The organism is Demequina litoralis (assembly GCF_030418455.1).
Lineage (GTDB): Bacteria > Actinomycetota > Actinomycetes > Actinomycetales > Demequinaceae > Demequina > Demequina litoralis.
The window spans coordinates 136842-150570 of record NZ_JAUHPW010000005.1 but is presented as its reverse complement, the minus strand read 5'-3'; the positions used below and the strand labels follow the sequence as shown (position 1 = coordinate 150570).

The 13729-nt window shown below is 71.9% G+C and carries 22 protein-coding genes; 9 read left to right on the top strand and 13 right to left on the bottom strand.

Translation table 11 applies throughout. From position 1 onward, the window contains the following. Positions 1–52: 52 nt before the first annotated feature. The gene (locus tag QQX09_RS08170; protein ID WP_301133294.1) at positions 53–223 is read right to left on the bottom strand and encodes a DUF8730 family Cys-rich protein; all 171 of its coding nucleotides are present in this window, start codon (positions 221–223) and stop codon (positions 53–55) included. Between the two features lie 131 nt (positions 224–354). On the opposite strand from QQX09_RS08170, the gene QQX09_RS08165 reads away from it, so the two are divergent. Genes QQX09_RS08165 through QQX09_RS08150 form a run of 4 tightly spaced genes read left to right on the top strand, consistent with a single transcriptional unit; the run spans position 355 to position 2184 of the window. Then, positions 355–897, top strand: coding sequence for a GNAT family N-acetyltransferase (locus QQX09_RS08165; protein WP_301133292.1), 543 nt, complete (start codon positions 355–357; stop codon positions 895–897). Positions 898–944: 47 nt separating this feature from the next. After that, complete coding sequence (locus tag QQX09_RS08160) at positions 945–1334, top strand: ribonuclease E inhibitor RraB (RefSeq protein ID WP_301133290.1); 390 nt, start codon at positions 945–947, stop codon at positions 1332–1334. Next, positions 1334–1831 carry a GNAT family N-acetyltransferase gene (locus tag QQX09_RS08155; protein ID WP_301133286.1) on the top strand — a complete coding sequence of 166 codons (498 nt, stop codon included), beginning with the start codon at positions 1334–1336 and terminating at the stop codon, positions 1829–1831. The genes QQX09_RS08160 and QQX09_RS08155 overlap by 1 nt, the downstream gene beginning before the upstream one ends. Continuing rightward, complete coding sequence (locus QQX09_RS08150) at positions 1828–2184, top strand: hypothetical protein (RefSeq protein ID WP_301133284.1); 357 nt, start codon at positions 1828–1830, stop codon at positions 2182–2184. Before QQX09_RS08155 ends, QQX09_RS08150 begins: the two co-directional genes overlap by 4 nt. 67 nt (positions 2185–2251) lie before the next feature. Here QQX09_RS08150 and QQX09_RS08145 read toward each other — a convergent pair whose 3' ends face one another. Continuing rightward, positions 2252–3682 (bottom strand): MFS transporter, encoded by a 1431-nt coding sequence (locus tag QQX09_RS08145; protein WP_301133281.1) that lies wholly within the window; start codon positions 3680–3682, stop codon positions 2252–2254. Between the two features lie 109 nt (positions 3683–3791). Here QQX09_RS08145 and QQX09_RS08140 point away from each other — a divergent pair, with 109 nt between their 5' ends. Beyond that, the gene (locus QQX09_RS08140; protein ID WP_301133279.1) at positions 3792–4049 is read left to right on the top strand and encodes a hypothetical protein; all 258 of its coding nucleotides are present in this window, start codon (positions 3792–3794) and stop codon (positions 4047–4049) included. A 63-nt stretch (positions 4050–4112) separates the two neighbouring features. Here the strand turns inward: QQX09_RS08140 and QQX09_RS08135 are convergent, their stop codons facing one another. Continuing rightward, positions 4113–4421, bottom strand: coding sequence for a DUF2316 family protein (locus QQX09_RS08135; RefSeq protein WP_301133276.1), 309 nt, complete (start codon positions 4419–4421; stop codon positions 4113–4115). A gap of 192 nt (positions 4422–4613) precedes the next feature. Here QQX09_RS08135 and QQX09_RS08130 point away from each other — a divergent pair, with 192 nt between their 5' ends. Continuing rightward, the gene (locus tag QQX09_RS08130) at positions 4614–5240 is read left to right on the top strand and encodes a thymidine kinase (RefSeq protein WP_301133273.1); all 627 of its coding nucleotides are present in this window, start codon (positions 4614–4616) and stop codon (positions 5238–5240) included. Here the strand turns inward: QQX09_RS08130 and QQX09_RS08125 are convergent. The 6 genes from QQX09_RS08125 to QQX09_RS08100 form a co-directional block, all read right to left on the bottom strand. Next, the gene (locus QQX09_RS08125) at positions 5237–5515 is read right to left on the bottom strand and encodes a hypothetical protein (RefSeq protein WP_301133271.1); all 279 of its coding nucleotides are present in this window, start codon (positions 5513–5515) and stop codon (positions 5237–5239) included. The genes QQX09_RS08130 and QQX09_RS08125 overlap by 4 nt on opposite strands. A 101-nt stretch (positions 5516–5616) precedes the next feature. Continuing rightward, positions 5617–5862 carry a hypothetical protein gene (locus tag QQX09_RS08120; RefSeq protein WP_301133268.1) on the bottom strand — a complete coding sequence of 82 codons (246 nt, stop codon included), beginning with the start codon at positions 5860–5862 and terminating at the stop codon, positions 5617–5619. A 120-nt stretch (positions 5863–5982) separates the two neighbouring features. Beyond that, a complete protein-coding gene (locus QQX09_RS08115; protein ID WP_301133266.1) occupies positions 5983–6324 on the bottom strand; it encodes a hypothetical protein in 342 nt (113 codons plus the stop codon). Between the two features lie 224 nt (positions 6325–6548). Beyond that, entirely contained in the window at positions 6549–6794 is a 246-nt protein-coding gene (locus tag QQX09_RS08110; RefSeq protein ID WP_301133263.1) for a hypothetical protein, read from the bottom strand. Between the two features lie 138 nt (positions 6795–6932). After that, complete coding sequence (locus tag QQX09_RS08105) at positions 6933–7205, bottom strand: hypothetical protein (RefSeq protein WP_301133261.1); 273 nt, start codon at positions 7203–7205, stop codon at positions 6933–6935. Further along, positions 7202–7672, bottom strand: a complete 471-nt coding sequence (locus QQX09_RS08100; protein ID WP_301133260.1) for a nucleotidyltransferase family protein — start codon at positions 7670–7672, stop codon at positions 7202–7204. Before QQX09_RS08100 ends, QQX09_RS08105 begins: the two co-directional genes overlap by 4 nt. Positions 7673–7783: 111 nt before the next feature. Here QQX09_RS08100 and QQX09_RS08095 point away from each other — a divergent pair, with 111 nt between their 5' ends. The 3 genes from QQX09_RS08095 (at position 7784) to QQX09_RS08085 (ending at position 10677) form a co-directional block, all read left to right on the top strand. Beyond that, complete coding sequence (locus QQX09_RS08095) at positions 7784–9796, top strand: ATP-dependent helicase (protein ID WP_301133258.1); 2013 nt, start codon at positions 7784–7786, stop codon at positions 9794–9796. Between the two features lie 46 nt (positions 9797–9842). Beyond that, positions 9843–10274, top strand: a complete 432-nt coding sequence (locus QQX09_RS08090) for a hypothetical protein (protein WP_301133255.1) — start codon at positions 9843–9845, stop codon at positions 10272–10274. A 70-nt stretch (positions 10275–10344) separates the two neighbouring features. Then, positions 10345–10677, top strand: a complete 333-nt coding sequence (locus QQX09_RS08085; RefSeq protein WP_301133252.1) for a DUF3024 domain-containing protein — start codon at positions 10345–10347, stop codon at positions 10675–10677. A gap of 23 nt (positions 10678–10700) precedes the next feature. Here the strand turns inward: QQX09_RS08085 and QQX09_RS08080 are convergent, their stop codons facing one another. From QQX09_RS08080 to QQX09_RS08065, 4 genes are all read right to left on the bottom strand, one after another. After that, positions 10701–10952, bottom strand: a complete 252-nt coding sequence (locus QQX09_RS08080) for a Txe/YoeB family addiction module toxin (RefSeq protein WP_301133250.1) — start codon at positions 10950–10952, stop codon at positions 10701–10703. Next, positions 10949–11197 (bottom strand): type II toxin-antitoxin system Phd/YefM family antitoxin, encoded by a 249-nt coding sequence (locus QQX09_RS08075; protein ID WP_301133248.1) that lies wholly within the window; start codon positions 11195–11197, stop codon positions 10949–10951. Before QQX09_RS08075 ends, QQX09_RS08080 begins: the two co-directional genes overlap by 4 nt. An 88-nt stretch (positions 11198–11285) precedes the next feature. Continuing rightward, positions 11286–12716: a serine hydrolase domain-containing protein gene (locus QQX09_RS08070; RefSeq protein WP_301133246.1), complete on the bottom strand. Its 1431-nt coding sequence runs from the start codon at positions 12714–12716 to the stop codon at positions 11286–11288. 236 nt (positions 12717–12952) lie between these two features. Then, positions 12953–13654 carry an HNH endonuclease signature motif containing protein gene (locus QQX09_RS08065; protein WP_301133244.1) on the bottom strand — a complete coding sequence of 234 codons (702 nt, stop codon included), beginning with the start codon at positions 13652–13654 and terminating at the stop codon, positions 12953–12955. Positions 13655–13729 lie beyond the last annotated feature (75 nt).

Genomic DNA, 13729 nt, shown 5'->3' with positions numbered 1-13729 from the left:
ACGGGGCCTCTCCCCGGATGGAGCGCGGGCAGTGCGCGCTCCTCTCGCGCGCTTAGCGCGAGAAGATCGAGCCGAAGAGCGAGCCGAACGAGCCGTTGCTCGAGCCCTGGTCGCACGAGCAGCGCTGGTCCTGGGCGACGCCGGCGAGCGCCTGCTCGATGTGCTGACCGCAGCCGGTCCACGTGGCCTTGCCGCACTGGTTGCAGGTGATTCGCGAGCACATAGGTGTTCTCCTTCTCGGGGTGACGTGGTGATGCGGCCGGTGTCAGGGGGGAGGATCTCCGGCCGCTCGACATCCAGTATGCATACCCCCAGGGGTATATGTCAAGGGGTGGCTTTGCTACCGTCGGGGGCATGGCCGAGAACGCGATGGAGCAGCCGTACGACCGCATCGTCATGCGCGCGCCGGTGGCGGCGATCCTCGCGGCCGCCACTCCATGGTCGCACGTGCGCGCGATGGTGCCCGAGGACATCCCGTGGCTCGCGGCGGCGGTGTGGGACGCGTACCCGCAACGTCCACCGTACGAGCCCGACTGGGACGGCGTCGTCGCATCGACGCAATCCATGTTCAAGAACGAGGCCGGCGCGTTCATGCCGGTCGCGTCGCCGGTCGCGCTCACCGAGGACGGCTTCATCGCGGGAGCCGTGACGGTGGTGCAGCGGTGCACGCTGCGCGACGACCTGCCCGACGCACCGTACGTGCTCGACTGCATCACGCTGCCCGACCACCGCCGCCAGGGGGTCGCCTCGGGGCTGCTCGCGGCGAGCGCCCGCGCGCTCAAGGCGGTGGGGGAGAAGGACCTCGCGCTCACCTGCGACGCCGACAACGAGGCCGCGCTCGCGCTGTACGAGAAGCTCGGCTTCGTCGAGGTCATGCGCAGGTCCGCCGGCTCCTGACGCCCGCGCGGTCCGGGACCGGGACCCCGCGCGGCTAGCGTGGACCCATGGGATTCCTGTCGAAGGTGTTCGGGGGCCGCAAGCGCGTCGAGCCGTACGACCTGTGGAGCGAGGACCAGGAGCAGCTCGCGGCGCTCGAGTCGCGCGGAGGCGTCCTCACCGCCCCGCGGGAGTCCGAGTTCTTCGTCGCGTTCCGCTCCGAGCCGGGCCTGCGCGCCGCCGCCGACGAGCTCCGTGCCATGCGCGTCATCCACGAGGTGGTGGAGCCCAGCCACGACATCCCCGAGTGGATGCTGTTCGTGCGGGCGTACCGGACGCCGCTCGTCCCGGACTTCCTGCGCGAGACCATCGACGTGTGCGAGCGCATCGCTGACAAGCACGGCGGCGACTACGAGGGCTGGGCCGGCCTCCTCACCGACGAGGAGAAGGGCCTCTGATGGGCTACCGGATCCGCCGGTGGACCGACGCGGACCTTCCCGTCCTCCATGCCGCCAACGTGCCCGAGATGATGGAGCACCTTGCCGGTCCCGAGACCGACGCGCGCCTCGCGCGCCGCCACGAGCAGTACATCCGCGGGTGGGACAGCGGGCGCCCGCACATGTTCACGATCCGGCGGGACGATGCGGCGGTGGGCTCGATCGGCTGGTGGGAGTCGGAGTGGGACGGCTCGCCGTGCCTCGAGACCGGCTGGATGGTGCTGCCCGAGTTCCAGCGCCAGGGCGCCGCGACCGCCGGCGTGCGGCTCGTCATCGAGGACGCGCGCGAGCGGGGCACCCTGCCCGTGCTCATGGCCTGCCCGAACGTGGACAACGCGGCGTCGAACGCGCTGTGCCGGACGGTCGGCTTCACGCACCGCGGCACGCTCGACGACGAGTACCGGGGCGTGCCCATGACCCTCAACATGTGGACCTACGACCTCGAGGAGGCCGCGTGAGCGCCCAGTGGACCGGCCCCGACGGCAAGCCGCTGCCACCGCATGCGGTGCGCAAGCTCGAGCGGCGCGCGTGGCGGTGGAAGACCTCGTGGTGGATCCTGCCGCCGCTGCTGACGTTCGGGGTGCTGCCGTGGGTGGGCTTCCTGTGGGCCGGCATCAAGACCGCGAAGCCCAAGTACTACGTGTCGGGCGGCATCTGGCTGGCCGTGTCCCTCACGTGGGGGCTGATCCTGCCGTCCGCGGCGCCGGGAGCGATCCCCGTGGTCGCGATGTCGTGCGTCTCGCTCGCGACCATCCAAGCGGTCGTGATGAACCGTCAGTACCTCGTCGAGCGCGCGACGATCGACCTGTAGCGGGCCGGGGGTCGCCGGCCCCCACGCCCGGGCGCGGCGCTCCCGGTCGTCGGGGCGGGATCGGCGCTCAGGCGCCCGCCGCATCGTCCCGTGCGACCGCACCGTTCCGGATGCCGATCCACGAGATCGCGCCCGCGACCACCATGAAGATGCCGGTGACGACGGTGGCGCGGTGGAAGCCGTCGAGGTCGAGCTCGCCGCCCACGATGGTGCCGACGAGCGCCACCGCGACGAGGCCCGCGATGCGTGCGACCGCGTTGTTGATCGCGCTCGCGATGCCGGAGCGGGACGTCTCGATGGCGCCCAGGATCGCGGACGTCAGCGGCGCGACCATGAGGGTGAGCCCGACGCCGAACACGAGGATGCCGGGCAGCACCTGCGTCCAGTAGGAGAAGTCCTCGGAGACCGCGACGAGCATGAACGCGCCGACGCCCATGACGAGCGGACCGGCCGTCATGAAGAACCGCGGCCCGTAGCGTCCGCCGAGCGCCCCCACGCGTGAGCTGCCGAGGATCAGCAGGAGGGTCATGGGCAGCTCGGACAGGCCCGCGGCGGTCGCGGACAGGCCCGCGCCCTGCTGGAGGTAGACGACCACGATGAAGCCGTTGAGCGCGATCGCGCCGTACGCGAACCAGGTGGTGAGGTTGCCCCACGCGAAGTTGCGCGCCTTGAACAGTCCCAGCGGCAGCATCGGGTCCGCGATGCGCGCCTGGCGCCACAGGAACGCGGCGAGCGCGAGGACGCCCCCGGCGGCGGCGCCGAGGATCGCGGGGTGGTCCCAGCCGAGGTTGGGCTCCTCGACGAGCGCGAACACGAGCGCGCCGAGCCCCACCGCGCACAGCGCCGCGCCCAGGTAGTCGATGGTCGCGTCGGGGCGGCGCACGTCGCGCATGCCTGCCGCCTTGACGCGCGCGAGCAGCCCCAGGGTGATCGCGATGGGGATGACGTTGATGCCGAAGGCCCAGCGCCACGACGCGTAGTCGGTGAGCAGGCCGCCCAGCAGCGGGCCCGCGACGAAGGCCCCCGTGGTCGCACCGGTCCACGTGCCGATGGCCTTCGCCTGCGCCGGCCCGCGGAAGGTCGACATGATGAGCGCGAGGGAGCTCGGGACCAGCAGCGCGCCGGCGACGCCCTGCAGCAGCCGCGCGGCGATGAGGATCCCGCCCGTGGGGGCGAGCGCGATGACGAGCGACATCGCCCCGAACCCGATCAGCCCCACCGTCAGCACCCGCAGCCGGCCGAACGTGTCGGACAGCGAGCCGGCCACCAGGATGAGCGCACCCAGGGTGATGAGGTACGCGTCCGTCACCCACTGCTGCAGCGCGATACCGCCTCCCAGGTCGCGCGCGATCGCGGGCAGCGCCACGGTGACGATGCTGCCGTCGAGGAACGCGACGAAGCTGCCGAGGATCGCGATCCGCAGCACCGTGACCTGGGTGGATGTCGCGGTGGGAGCGGGCTGGGGGGACGATGCGCCGGGTGCCGGGGAGTCGGCCATGGCTTCAGGTTAGGTCGGGTCGCGCGCGGGCGTCCGTCAAGGCGCCGTTGACGTCCGGGCCGAGCGGGCGCATGGTGGAGGTCCGGCCCCGCGACCCTGAGGAGGGACGATGCGACCGCCCAGCGATCCCACGACCACCGACCGCTCCGCGTCCGAGGGCGCCGCGCCGGCGACCATGACGGCGCGGCATGCGGCGCACGTGCGGGCGATCGTGGACGCCTCCGCCGGGGTCGACGAGGCGCACGGCCGGCTCGTGGCGGCCGTCGCGGAGGCACGCGAGGCGGGGGAGTCGTGGACCGCGATCGGCGCGGCGCTCGGCACGTCGCGGCAGAACGCCCAGCAGAGGTTCGGTCGGGGCGAGGCGTAGGCGCGAGGGTCCCTAGGCGGCGCGAGTCTTCAGGAGGCGCGGTCGCTCAGGGTGCGCGGGCGTTCAGGAGGCGCGGCGCTGCGGAGGCGTGCGCAGGGCGAACCAGCGCGTGGCGCTCTCGCGGGCGGCGTCGGTGAGGACGGTCCACGGGTGGGGCAGGTCGCCGCGCTCGCGGATCTCGCGGTCGAGGTAGTCGCGCAGCAGCCACACGTCGGCGGGGTCGGAGGCGGGGCCCACGCGGAGGGTCTCGGTGAGGCGGCGCGTGCTGAAGCCCAGGTCGCGGGCGACATCCTCGCGGGGCAGGCCCGAGCGCTCGAGGTTGGCGGTGAGCTCGAGCCCGGTGCGGGCGATCTCGGTCCGGTTGAGCGACATGCATGCTCCTTCAACTCGTCGGCGTCGTTGCCGACTGCTCGCGGTGAGCCCTACGAGGATGCCACCGTTTCGGAGCGCTCGTGACCACGATGCGGGACGCCCCTGGTAGGTGCCGCGAGGCGGTGCGGCGTGGCATTCCGCGGTCGCGCGCGCCGCTAGGGTTTCTCGCACACGCGCAGAGAAGGGGCCGATGTGGCGAAGCTGTACTTCCGATACGGGGCGATGAACTCGTCCAAGACGGCGCTGCTGCTCACCGCGGCCTACAACTACGAGGAGCGCGCCCAGCACCCCGTCATCGTGAAGCCCGGCATCGACACGAAGGCGGGCGAGGCGGTGTCCTCGCGCATCGGCGTCGAGCGCGCCGTGGACGTGCTGCTCGACTCGGGCGACTCGATGCTCGAGGCGCTGCGCGCGCACCGCGACCTCGACGCGATCGACGCGATCTTCGTCGACGAGGCGCAGTTCCTCACTCCCGCGCAGGTGGACGAGGCCTTCGTCATCGCGGTCCAGCACGGGATCCCGGTGCTCTGCTACGGCCTGCGCGGCGACTTCATGACGAGGTCCTTCCCCGGGTCGCTGCGCCTGCTCGAGATCGCGCACTCGATCGAGGAGCTCAAGACCATCTGCCGCTGCGGGTCGAAGGCGATCTTCAACGGCCGCGTCGTCGGCGGCGTGTTCGTCAGCCACGGCGAGCAGGTCGCGATCGACGGCCAGCAGGCCGACTACGAGTCGCTGTGCGGCCGCTGCTACCTCGAGAAGGTCGGCCCGGTGCAGGCCGCGGGCGCCCCCGAGCGCGAGGCCGGTCCCGCGCTCTTCTAGCGTCCCTTGCGACCCGGCACATCGCCGGCCGCGCCGGAGGCCACGTGGCCCGCGCGCGCCCATTCGGCGGCGTGGCGCGCGCACAGGATCGCGACCGAGCCGAGGTCGGACGAGGTGCGGTCGTGCACGATCCAGAGGGCGTCCGTGCGGACCGCCGCCGCGGCGGGGCCGCACGCCACGCATCGTCCGGTCGCGCGGACGATGTCGGCGAGCGCGAGCATGTCCGCGTAGTTGTCGAGGCTCAGGTGGTTCCGGGTCTCAAGGATGTCGGTCACGGGCGACTCCCGGGTGTGCATCGTTCCTGGTAGTGGTAGATCCACCGTAGGCAGGTCGATTCGGGGGTCGCGCGGGGCCAACGTCCCGGCTGGCGCGTGCATCAGCTCGTCGAGGCGAGGTGGTCCGTGTGGACCCAGTCCGACGCGTGGTGCGCGCACAGCAGCGCGAGGCCGCTCGTGTCCTCGCCGGACTGGTCGTGGACCAGCCAGAGCGAGTCGGTGCGGTACGGCAGCGAGTCGGGGCCGCAGGCGTTGCAGGTGCCGGTGTCGCGGGCGATTCCGGCGAGGGCCAGGAGGTCGGCGTAGTTGTCGAGGCTCAGGTTCGGGCGCTCGGGAGCGTGGATCATGTAGCAGTCCCAGTTCTGTACGTCATTGTCGTCGTGGGTGCCGAACACCTTACCGGTTCTGCGGGGTGGGTCGTGGGGCCTTGGTCCCTGGCCGTGCGGCGGGCCGGTCCCCCGGGCCGGTCACTCGCAGTTGGCGCAGCCGCCGGTGAGCGGCATCTGCATGAAGCAGGTGGGGCAGATCTGGTGCGCGGGCGGCTCCACGGTGCGGCGGCCGGGGCGCCTGGCGGCCCGCGCATCGTCCCTCCATTCGGCGAGGTGGATCTCGCAGTAGAGGCGGCTCGAGCCCTTGTCGCTTCCCGACTGGCGGTACTTGATGAGCGAGAGCCGGTGCGGGGGGAGGGGGTCCGACTGGAGGCCGCACAGGGTGCACCGCGCGGTGTCGCGCACGCTGCCGGCGCGCGCGAGGAGCTCGGCGTAGTTGTGGGGACTGTCGTAGTCGATGAGGTCGCGGACGTCGGTCATGGACGCTCTGCTTTCCTGCGGGGCCCTGGGAGGGGGATGGGCCTCTGGGGGCAGGGTAGGTCGGCTGCCGGCGTGTCGGGAAGGGTGGTGAGCAGATGTTCATCTGGTTGCGCGCTCGCGGGTGTGTCGCGTGTCGCGCGCCTGGGCGCTTGTCGTGCTGCGCTGTTTCAGCGAATCCTTGAACAGGCCCGCGCGGCGGGTGCGCGGGTGCGTGACCCGCGGGTTCAGGAGGCGAGGGCGATGGGGCCGCTCTCGGCCCAGTCGGCGGCATGGCGGACGCACAGCAGCGAGGCGCCGCGGAACTCCTCGCCGTTCGCGTCGTGGGCGAGCCAGAGGGCCTCGGGACGCAGCGGCGTGCTGTCGGGGCCGCAGGCGGAGCAGACGGCGGTGTCGCGGACGATGCCGCCGAGGGCGAGGAGGTCGGCGTAGTTGTCGAGGCTCGGGCGCGGCTGCTCGGCGGCGGCGATCATCGTGGTGTCAGCTCCGTAGGGTCTCGCCCGGCGATCGCGCCGGGGCAGCCGATGCAACCGGGGTGGGGCGTCGGCTATTCCCAAGTTCGGGCAAAGAGGGGTGAAAACCTTGTCATGCGGGCCGGTAGTCGGGTGTGCCTAGCCGAGGGTCTGCGGGCCCTGTTCCCCTTCCAGCGCGCGGTCGAGCACGGCGACGAGGTGTGGGATGTCGTCGCGCAGCGTCGCGATCACGACCTCGAGCTCGTCGCGGGAGCTCGCGGCCAGGCCGTTGAGGGCCTCGATCCCTGCTGCGATCCGCATGCAGATCGCGTCGACGTGCACCTGCTCCAGCCGGGTGCGCCGACCGTACTCGACGGCCGTGTTGAGGTGGAGGCGTGCGTCGGCGAGGCGCTCGGCGTCGGTCCTGCTCATAGAGTGATCGCCTCGGCGAGGATCCGGTCGCGGAGGTCCTCGCGCAGGGAGGATTCCGGCACCAGGTCGACTTCCACGCCGAGCAGCGCAGACAGCCTGCGCTCGACCGCGGACAGCTGCATGAGGCTCAGCGGTTCGCGCATCTCGAACACGAGGTCCACGTCGGAGCCCGGGCCGTCGGTGCCCGCCGCCGTCGAGCCGAAGACGCGCACGTTCCGGCCGCCGACGGCGGTCAGCTCCTCGCGTACCTGCGCGGAGTGGGCGCGGAGCTTCCGGGCGTGCGGCGTGGTGCCGTGGAAGCGAAGGAGGCGGTTGACCTCGGGCTGGCTGCGGCCGATCTGGGTGGCGATCGCGGCCTGGGTCTCGCCCGACGCGTAGGCGTTCCTCACGGCGGCGACGAGCTCGCGACGCGCCTTCTCGACCATCGCATCGCAGCGCACGGCGACGTCTCGCAGGCACTCGGACATGGCCGCAAGTATAGCAATTGCTATGACGGTCGCCGTGGCCTTGTGGACAGGCGGAAGGCTGCGGTGGCCGTGCAGCCCGGCCTGTCCCACCCCGCACCTAGACTCGTGCGCATGGCTGAGCAGGTGGACGACGGCGCGCTCGCGCACCTCAACCCCGCCCAGCGGGAGGCCGCGCTCACCGAGGCGCGCCACAACCTCATTCTCGCCGGCGCCGGCACGGGCAAGACCACGACGATCGTCGCCCGCATCCGCCACCTCATCCGCAACGGCACGCCTCCCGACCGCATCCTCGCGATCACCTTCACGCGCCGCGCCGCCGCCGAGATCAGGAGCCGCGTCCAGGGCGACGCCGCCACCGCATCGTCCACCCAGGGCGTCGCCGCCATGACCTTCCACGGGTGGGCCATGCGCGAGGTGCGCGGCGCTCCGGACGTGTTCGGCTACGAGGGCTGGAGCGTGCTCGACCAGGAGGATCAGCAGCAGGTGATGCGCGGCGTGCTCGGCCGCGGCAAGCGGGTCGAGGGGCTCAAGGCGGCGCAGATCGTCGACGTGCTGTCCTTCGCGCACAACACGCGCCGCACCCTCGCGGACGCGATCCGGGTCAAGTTCCCCGACGACGCCATCGACGCCAAGGCGATCGGTGCCGCGGTGCGCGCCTACGAGCAGCGCAAGCAGGAGCGCCGGTACCTCACCTACGACGACATCCTGCGCGTCTTCGCCGCGCGCCTCGCGGACGATGCGGTGGCGGAGTGGGTGGGCTCGCACTACGACGAGATCCTCATCGATGAGATGCAGGACACCAACCCGCTGCAGTGGCAGATCATCGACCCGCTCGTGCCGCACACGCGCTTCTACTGCGTGGGCGACGACGCGCAGTCGATCTACGGCTTCCGCGGCGCGGACTTCGCCTCGATCCACTCGTTCCGCGACCGCGTGCCCGGCGCGCGGGTGCTCAAGCTCGAGGACAACTACCGGTCCACGCAGGAGATCCTCGACCTGTCGAACTGGCTGCTCGAGCAGTCGCCGCTCGGGTACGACAAGAAGCTGCGTGCCGTCCGGGGCCGCGGCGCGAAGCCGGAGCTGCACTCGTTCGAGACGCCCGCCGACGAGGCGGGGTTCATCGCCGCCGAGATGCTGCGCGCGCGCCGCGACGAGCTGCCCTGGGCGACCCACCTCGTGCTGGTGCGCACCAACTACTCGGGGCGCGCGATCGAGGCGCGGCTGGTCGAGTACGACATCCCCTACGTGTTCTTCGGGGGAGTGAAGCTCCTCGAGAGCGCCCATGTGCGGGACGTGCTGTCCGCGCTGCGGGTGGTCGCGAACCCCGACGACGAGGTCGCCTGGATGCGGCTGCTCACGCTCGTGCCGCGGGTGGGGGACGTGACGGCGGCGCGCGCCTTCGACTCGTTCCTGGCGGCACGCTCGGGCGGGGCTTCCGCCCGGGAGGCCCGCGCATCGGCCCTCGCGGGGATGCCCGCGTGGCTTGCGGCCGGGCTCGACGCCATCGAGGAGGCGGCCAAGCGGGTGGACGATGCGGTGGGCCGGGCCGCGGCGATGCTGCAGCCGGTGCTCGCGCACAAGTACCGCAACGAGAACTGGGAGGCGCGCGCCCGCGACCTCGTGCACGTCGAGCGGCTGGCGGCGTCGCGGCGGTCGATCCTCGAGTTTCTCGAGGAGTACATCCTGTCGCCGGTGTTCACGTCGGAGATGGAGCCGGAGTCGCAGCAGGACCACGTCATCGTGTCGACGGTGCACTCGGCGAAGGGCCTCGAGCGGGACTGGGCGTTCGTGGCGGGGGCGTCGGCGGGGTCGTACCCTTCTGCGCGGTCGCTCGGGGACCTCGACGAGGTCGAGGAGGAGCGCCGCGTCCTGTACGTCGCGCTCACCCGGGCGCGGGACCGGCTGGTGGTGACGCGGACCGTGTCGCACACGCCGGTGCGGGCGTGGATGGGGTCGGCCGGCATGGACGTCCTCGAGGACGCCTACTTCCTCAACACGCTGCCCGAGCGGCTGGTCGAGGAGGTGCCGCACGTGGTCGCTCGGCCGTCGCGACCGGCGCCGCCGCCGGGGCTGTCGGCGCCCGCCGAGGTGGACCTCTCGATCGACCTCGGGGACCTCGAGTAGGCCCTCCGGCCCTGCGGAAGGCGGGGTGGGCGTGAGACCCTCAGGGGTGAACACTGTCCCCCTCATCCCGCTCGAGGCTGCCATGGAGCAGCTCAAGATCGCCGAGGAATCCCGGCCGCTGGTGCGCCAGATCGCCCTCCGAGCAGGCGTGATCGGCTGCGAGGTCAAGTCGAGCTACATCAAGGCGATGCGCGAGGACGGTTTGCACCCGCTGCACATCGGCAAGCGGTCGACGGAGTGGTTCGGCTCGCGGCGCGAGGCGATCGCGGCCTCGGACCTGCCCGACCGGGTGCGCGACAAGACCCACGGCAACGGCATGGTCAACTGGGCCGTCGACTTCCCGGTCACGAAGCGCAGCATGAGCCCGGGCGTGCAGAAGAAGATCACGCCCGCAACCGGCGCCGAGGAGAAGAGCTACGGCGTGTGCGAGGTGTGCTGGCAGGCGCGGACGCCTTCCGGCTCCTGCGGGTGCGACTGAGCGGCGCCGATGCGGTGGTTCCGGCCGCGTTTTCCGGCGCGCGGGCCAGACATCGCGCATCCTGGTGAGCGTGGCGATTCCTGAGGCCGACCTGACACGGATCCGAGACTGGTGCGAGGAGCAGACCTCGCCCGAGCATCGCGATCAGCTGCGCTACGAGGCAGAGGTCGACGGTCATCGCGTCACGGTCGTCGAGGTGAGCCCGCCGTGGGACGGCGAAGGCGCGGAGGTGCGATTCCCTGTCGCACGCTTCACGTGGGTCGCACGCCGTGAGGTCTGGGAGCTCTACTGGCGCGACCGCAACAGCAAGTTCCACCTGTACGACCAAGCGCGACCCAGCCACACCATCGTCCCGCTGCTCGCGCACGTCGAGCGTGACCCGTACGCGATCTTCTTCGGGTAGCCGCGCACCAAGGCCGCGCAGCGTCAGTAGTGGTAGCGCGCCTGCAGGATCAGCAGGTCCTGGCCCTCGACGCGGTAGACGAGCCGGTGCTGGCCGTCGATCCGTCGCGACCACGCGTCGATGCGGTAGCGGAGGCGCTCGGGCTTGCCGATCCCGGCGTAGGGGTCGCGGCAGATCGCGTCGATGAGCGCGTTGACGCGGCGCAGCGTCTTGCGGTCCTCGGTCTGCCAGTGCTGGTAGTCCTCCCACGCCTGTGGTGAGAAGACGATGTTCACGCGCGGTCGAGCTCGCGGGTCTCGCCTCGTCCTGCACGCAGCGCCTCATCCGCGTCGAGGAGGCGACGAGCGTTGGCGGGGGACTGGAACAGGTAGACCGTCTCCTGGAGCGCCTCGTACTCCTCCAGCGAGATGAGGACGGCGCTGCCCGCGCGCGAGGTGATCTCGACCGCGGTGTGGTCCTCGTTGACCTGCTCGATCAACGGGAAGAGGCGCTTGCGTGCCTCGGACGCGGTGATGGCCATGAGCACTCCATAGTGGTACCGAATTTCGTACCATTCTACGTTTGCGGGACGATGCGCGGAAGAGGCTGTGGATCAAGTCCGCGCAGGCTCAGCCGCGCGCGGGTCGCCCCGGCCGCCCCGTGTACGCGATCACGAGCCGGACCGCCGCCCACACCACGCCGCCCACGGCCGTCGCGGTCATCGCCAGCGCCATGTCCGGCTGGAAGACACGCACCGTCGACAGCGGGGCGCCCATGAGGCCGGGGACGAGTGCCAGCAGCACCCACGCCGCGACGCCCGTGGTGAGCAGCGGGAACCACAGGCTGAAGAGCCCCGCGAAGCCCGCGCGCGTCTTGGCTCGCACCGCGTCGCGCTTGGCCCACGCCCAGACCATGGCCGCGAGGTACACGAGCGGTGCGAGCGCCAGGCCGAGGAACAGCGCCTTCTGGGCCCAGCGGGAGCCCTCGCCGTCGTAGTCGAGGCCCAGCGCGATCGCCGTGGTCCCGTAGCGCAGCTGCGTGGTCTCCCCGAAGCCCACCCCACTGCCGCCGTTGACCAGGACGACCACCGCATCGTCCCGCGCGGGGACCATGGTGGCCTGCGTCTCGATGCCGGGGGTGGAGCCGGTGTGGCCCACGGTGCCGTCGGACGTGTCGACGTACCAGCCGAGGCCGTAGAACGGCGAGACGGCGCTGGCGGGCCGCATCATCCGGGCCTTGCCCTCGGCGCTCAGGACGTCGTCCTCGCCGTTCATCATCATCGCGAGGTAGGTCGCCACGTCGTTGGCGCTGGCGACGATGCCGCCCTGGGGTGCGGTGACGCGGTCGGTGGGGCTCTCCGCCAGCGGTCGCTTGGTCCAGAACCATGGCGTGTGCCCGGTGGCGATCTCGTGGTGGACCTGGCCGTCCGCGACGAAGCTGTGGTCCATCCCCACGGGTTCGAGGATGCGCTCGGTGACGTAGGCCTGGAACTCGGTGCCCGCGACCTCCTCGATCAGGCGACCGAGGATCTGATAGTTGGTGTTCGAGTACTCCCAGGTGGTGCCCGGCGGGTACGCCGGTGCCTCGTCGGCGAGCGCGGCGACGGCGTTCGCGAGGTCGTCGGCGGCGCCTGTGGAGCTCACGCGCGACGTGTTGCCCTGCACCGTCGAGAAGCCGCTGGTGTGGCTCAGCAGCTCGCGCACGGTCGGGGCGCCCGCGGCGGTGCCTTCGAGGGCGGCCACGTAGTCGCCGCCGGCAGCGTCGAGGCCCACCTGACCCGCCTCGACGAGCTGCATGACGGCCAGCGCGGTGAAGCTCTTCGAGATCGAGCCGATGACGAACGGCGTGTCCGGGGTCACGGCCTCGTCCGAGCCGGCGCGCATCACGCCTCGGGCGCCCGCCTCGGCCACCTCGCCGTCGGTCACCACGGCGTAGGCGATGCCGGGCGCGCCGGAGGCGGGCAGCTCGGCGGTGATGTAGTCGTCGACCGTGCCGCTCGGGGTGGCGGCGCCGAGCGCGGCGGCGAGCCCCAGGGCCGTGATGGCAAGCAGATGCCGCACGAAGGCACCCCCAGTAGTCGTGCGTGCGGATTTCCCACGACCCTAGCGAGGCCCATCAGCCCTGACAACGGCGACGTTCCCCGCGCGCTCCGTACGTGCGGTGCTCGCCGAGGCGTCCCCCCCCGGGCAGGCGCCCCCCGCGCAGGCGCCCCCCGGCCGGCGCCCTCGGCCGACACCCGGCCGCCGCGCCTGCCGGGGACCGCCCGACCGTCGCGCATCGTCCTCCTCTTCGTTCTTCATGTCTGCACGTGGTTCCCGCTGCACCGGCGTGTGCTCGGCGATGTCGGTAGCGGCGGCGGCGCGGGCATCTCCTCGGGGGCGGTACGCCGGCGCCCACCCAGGATCGCCACCCGTTGAGGGTCGACGGACGCGGGCGGCCGGAACCACACGACGCCGCCGTGGATCTCGACCTCCCAGCCGGTGTCGTGAAGGCGAAGATGGCAGCTGCGACAGAGCAGGACGCCGTTGCAGAGGTCCGTGCAGCCGCAGTCCCGCCCCCAGTGGTCGATGTGGTGCGTCTCCGTCCAGGAGATCGGGGCGCTGCACCAGGCGCAGCCTCCGTCGCGTACCGAGAGGGCGCGGCGCTGGGCGCGGGTGAAGAGGCGTCGCGCGCGTCCCAGGTCGAGCACCTCGGACTCGCCGCCGCAGACGGCGGGCAGGATCTCCGCGTTGACGGCGAGCTGGCGTGCGGTCGCGCCGGTGACGGGCACGCCGATCCCGTCGCATGACCCGAGGCCCAGCTCGTCGGTGAGCGCATCGCGGTCGATCGTCACCAGCAGCGTGGTCTTCACGCCGGACCCCGGGGAGTCGCAGTCGAGTCCGTGCGAGGCGAGCGCGGCCAGGGCGTCGACCCGGATCTGGGCGGCGTTGCGCTCCTCGGTGACGCCGGCGTCGCGGGCGGCACGGAACGCCTCGGTGGTCTGCGCGTCCAGCCACACGCGCAGGGGGGGCGGCGGACAGCGGGTCGAGCCGCGCCGTGAGCGTCATCATCCCTTCGACGTCCTCGCCCAGGG

Excerpts from the sequence above, each read along its gene's own strand:
- QQX09_RS08170 (WP_301133294.1), bottom strand. The coding sequence starts at position 223 with ATGTGCTCGCGAATCACCTGCAACCAGTGCGGCAAGGCCACGTGGACC.
- QQX09_RS08165 (WP_301133292.1), top strand. The coding sequence starts at position 355 with ATGGCCGAGAACGCGATGGAGCAGCCGTACGACCGCATCGTCATGCGC.
- QQX09_RS08160 (WP_301133290.1), top strand. The coding sequence starts at position 945 with ATGGGATTCCTGTCGAAGGTGTTCGGGGGCCGCAAGCGCGTCGAGCCG.
- QQX09_RS08155 (WP_301133286.1), top strand. The coding sequence starts at position 1,334 with ATGGGCTACCGGATCCGCCGGTGGACCGACGCGGACCTTCCCGTCCTC.
- QQX09_RS08145 (WP_301133281.1), bottom strand. The coding sequence starts at position 3,682 with ATGGCCGACTCCCCGGCACCCGGCGCATCGTCCCCCCAGCCCGCTCCC.
- QQX09_RS08140 (WP_301133279.1), top strand. The coding sequence starts at position 3,792 with ATGCGACCGCCCAGCGATCCCACGACCACCGACCGCTCCGCGTCCGAG.
- QQX09_RS08135 (WP_301133276.1), bottom strand. The coding sequence starts at position 4,421 with ATGTCGCTCAACCGGACCGAGATCGCCCGCACCGGGCTCGAGCTCACC.
- QQX09_RS08120 (WP_301133268.1), bottom strand. The coding sequence starts at position 5,862 with ATGATCCACGCTCCCGAGCGCCCGAACCTGAGCCTCGACAACTACGCC.
- QQX09_RS08115 (WP_301133266.1), bottom strand. The coding sequence starts at position 6,324 with ATGACCGACGTCCGCGACCTCATCGACTACGACAGTCCCCACAACTAC.
- QQX09_RS08110 (WP_301133263.1), bottom strand. The coding sequence starts at position 6,794 with ATGATCGCCGCCGCCGAGCAGCCGCGCCCGAGCCTCGACAACTACGCC.
- QQX09_RS08105 (WP_301133261.1), bottom strand. The coding sequence starts at position 7,205 with ATGAGCAGGACCGACGCCGAGCGCCTCGCCGACGCACGCCTCCACCTC.
- QQX09_RS08100 (WP_301133260.1), bottom strand. The coding sequence starts at position 7,672 with ATGTCCGAGTGCCTGCGAGACGTCGCCGTGCGCTGCGATGCGATGGTC.
- QQX09_RS08095 (WP_301133258.1), top strand. The coding sequence starts at position 7,784 with ATGGCTGAGCAGGTGGACGACGGCGCGCTCGCGCACCTCAACCCCGCC.
- QQX09_RS08075 (WP_301133248.1), bottom strand. The coding sequence starts at position 11,197 with ATGGCCATCACCGCGTCCGAGGCACGCAAGCGCCTCTTCCCGTTGATC.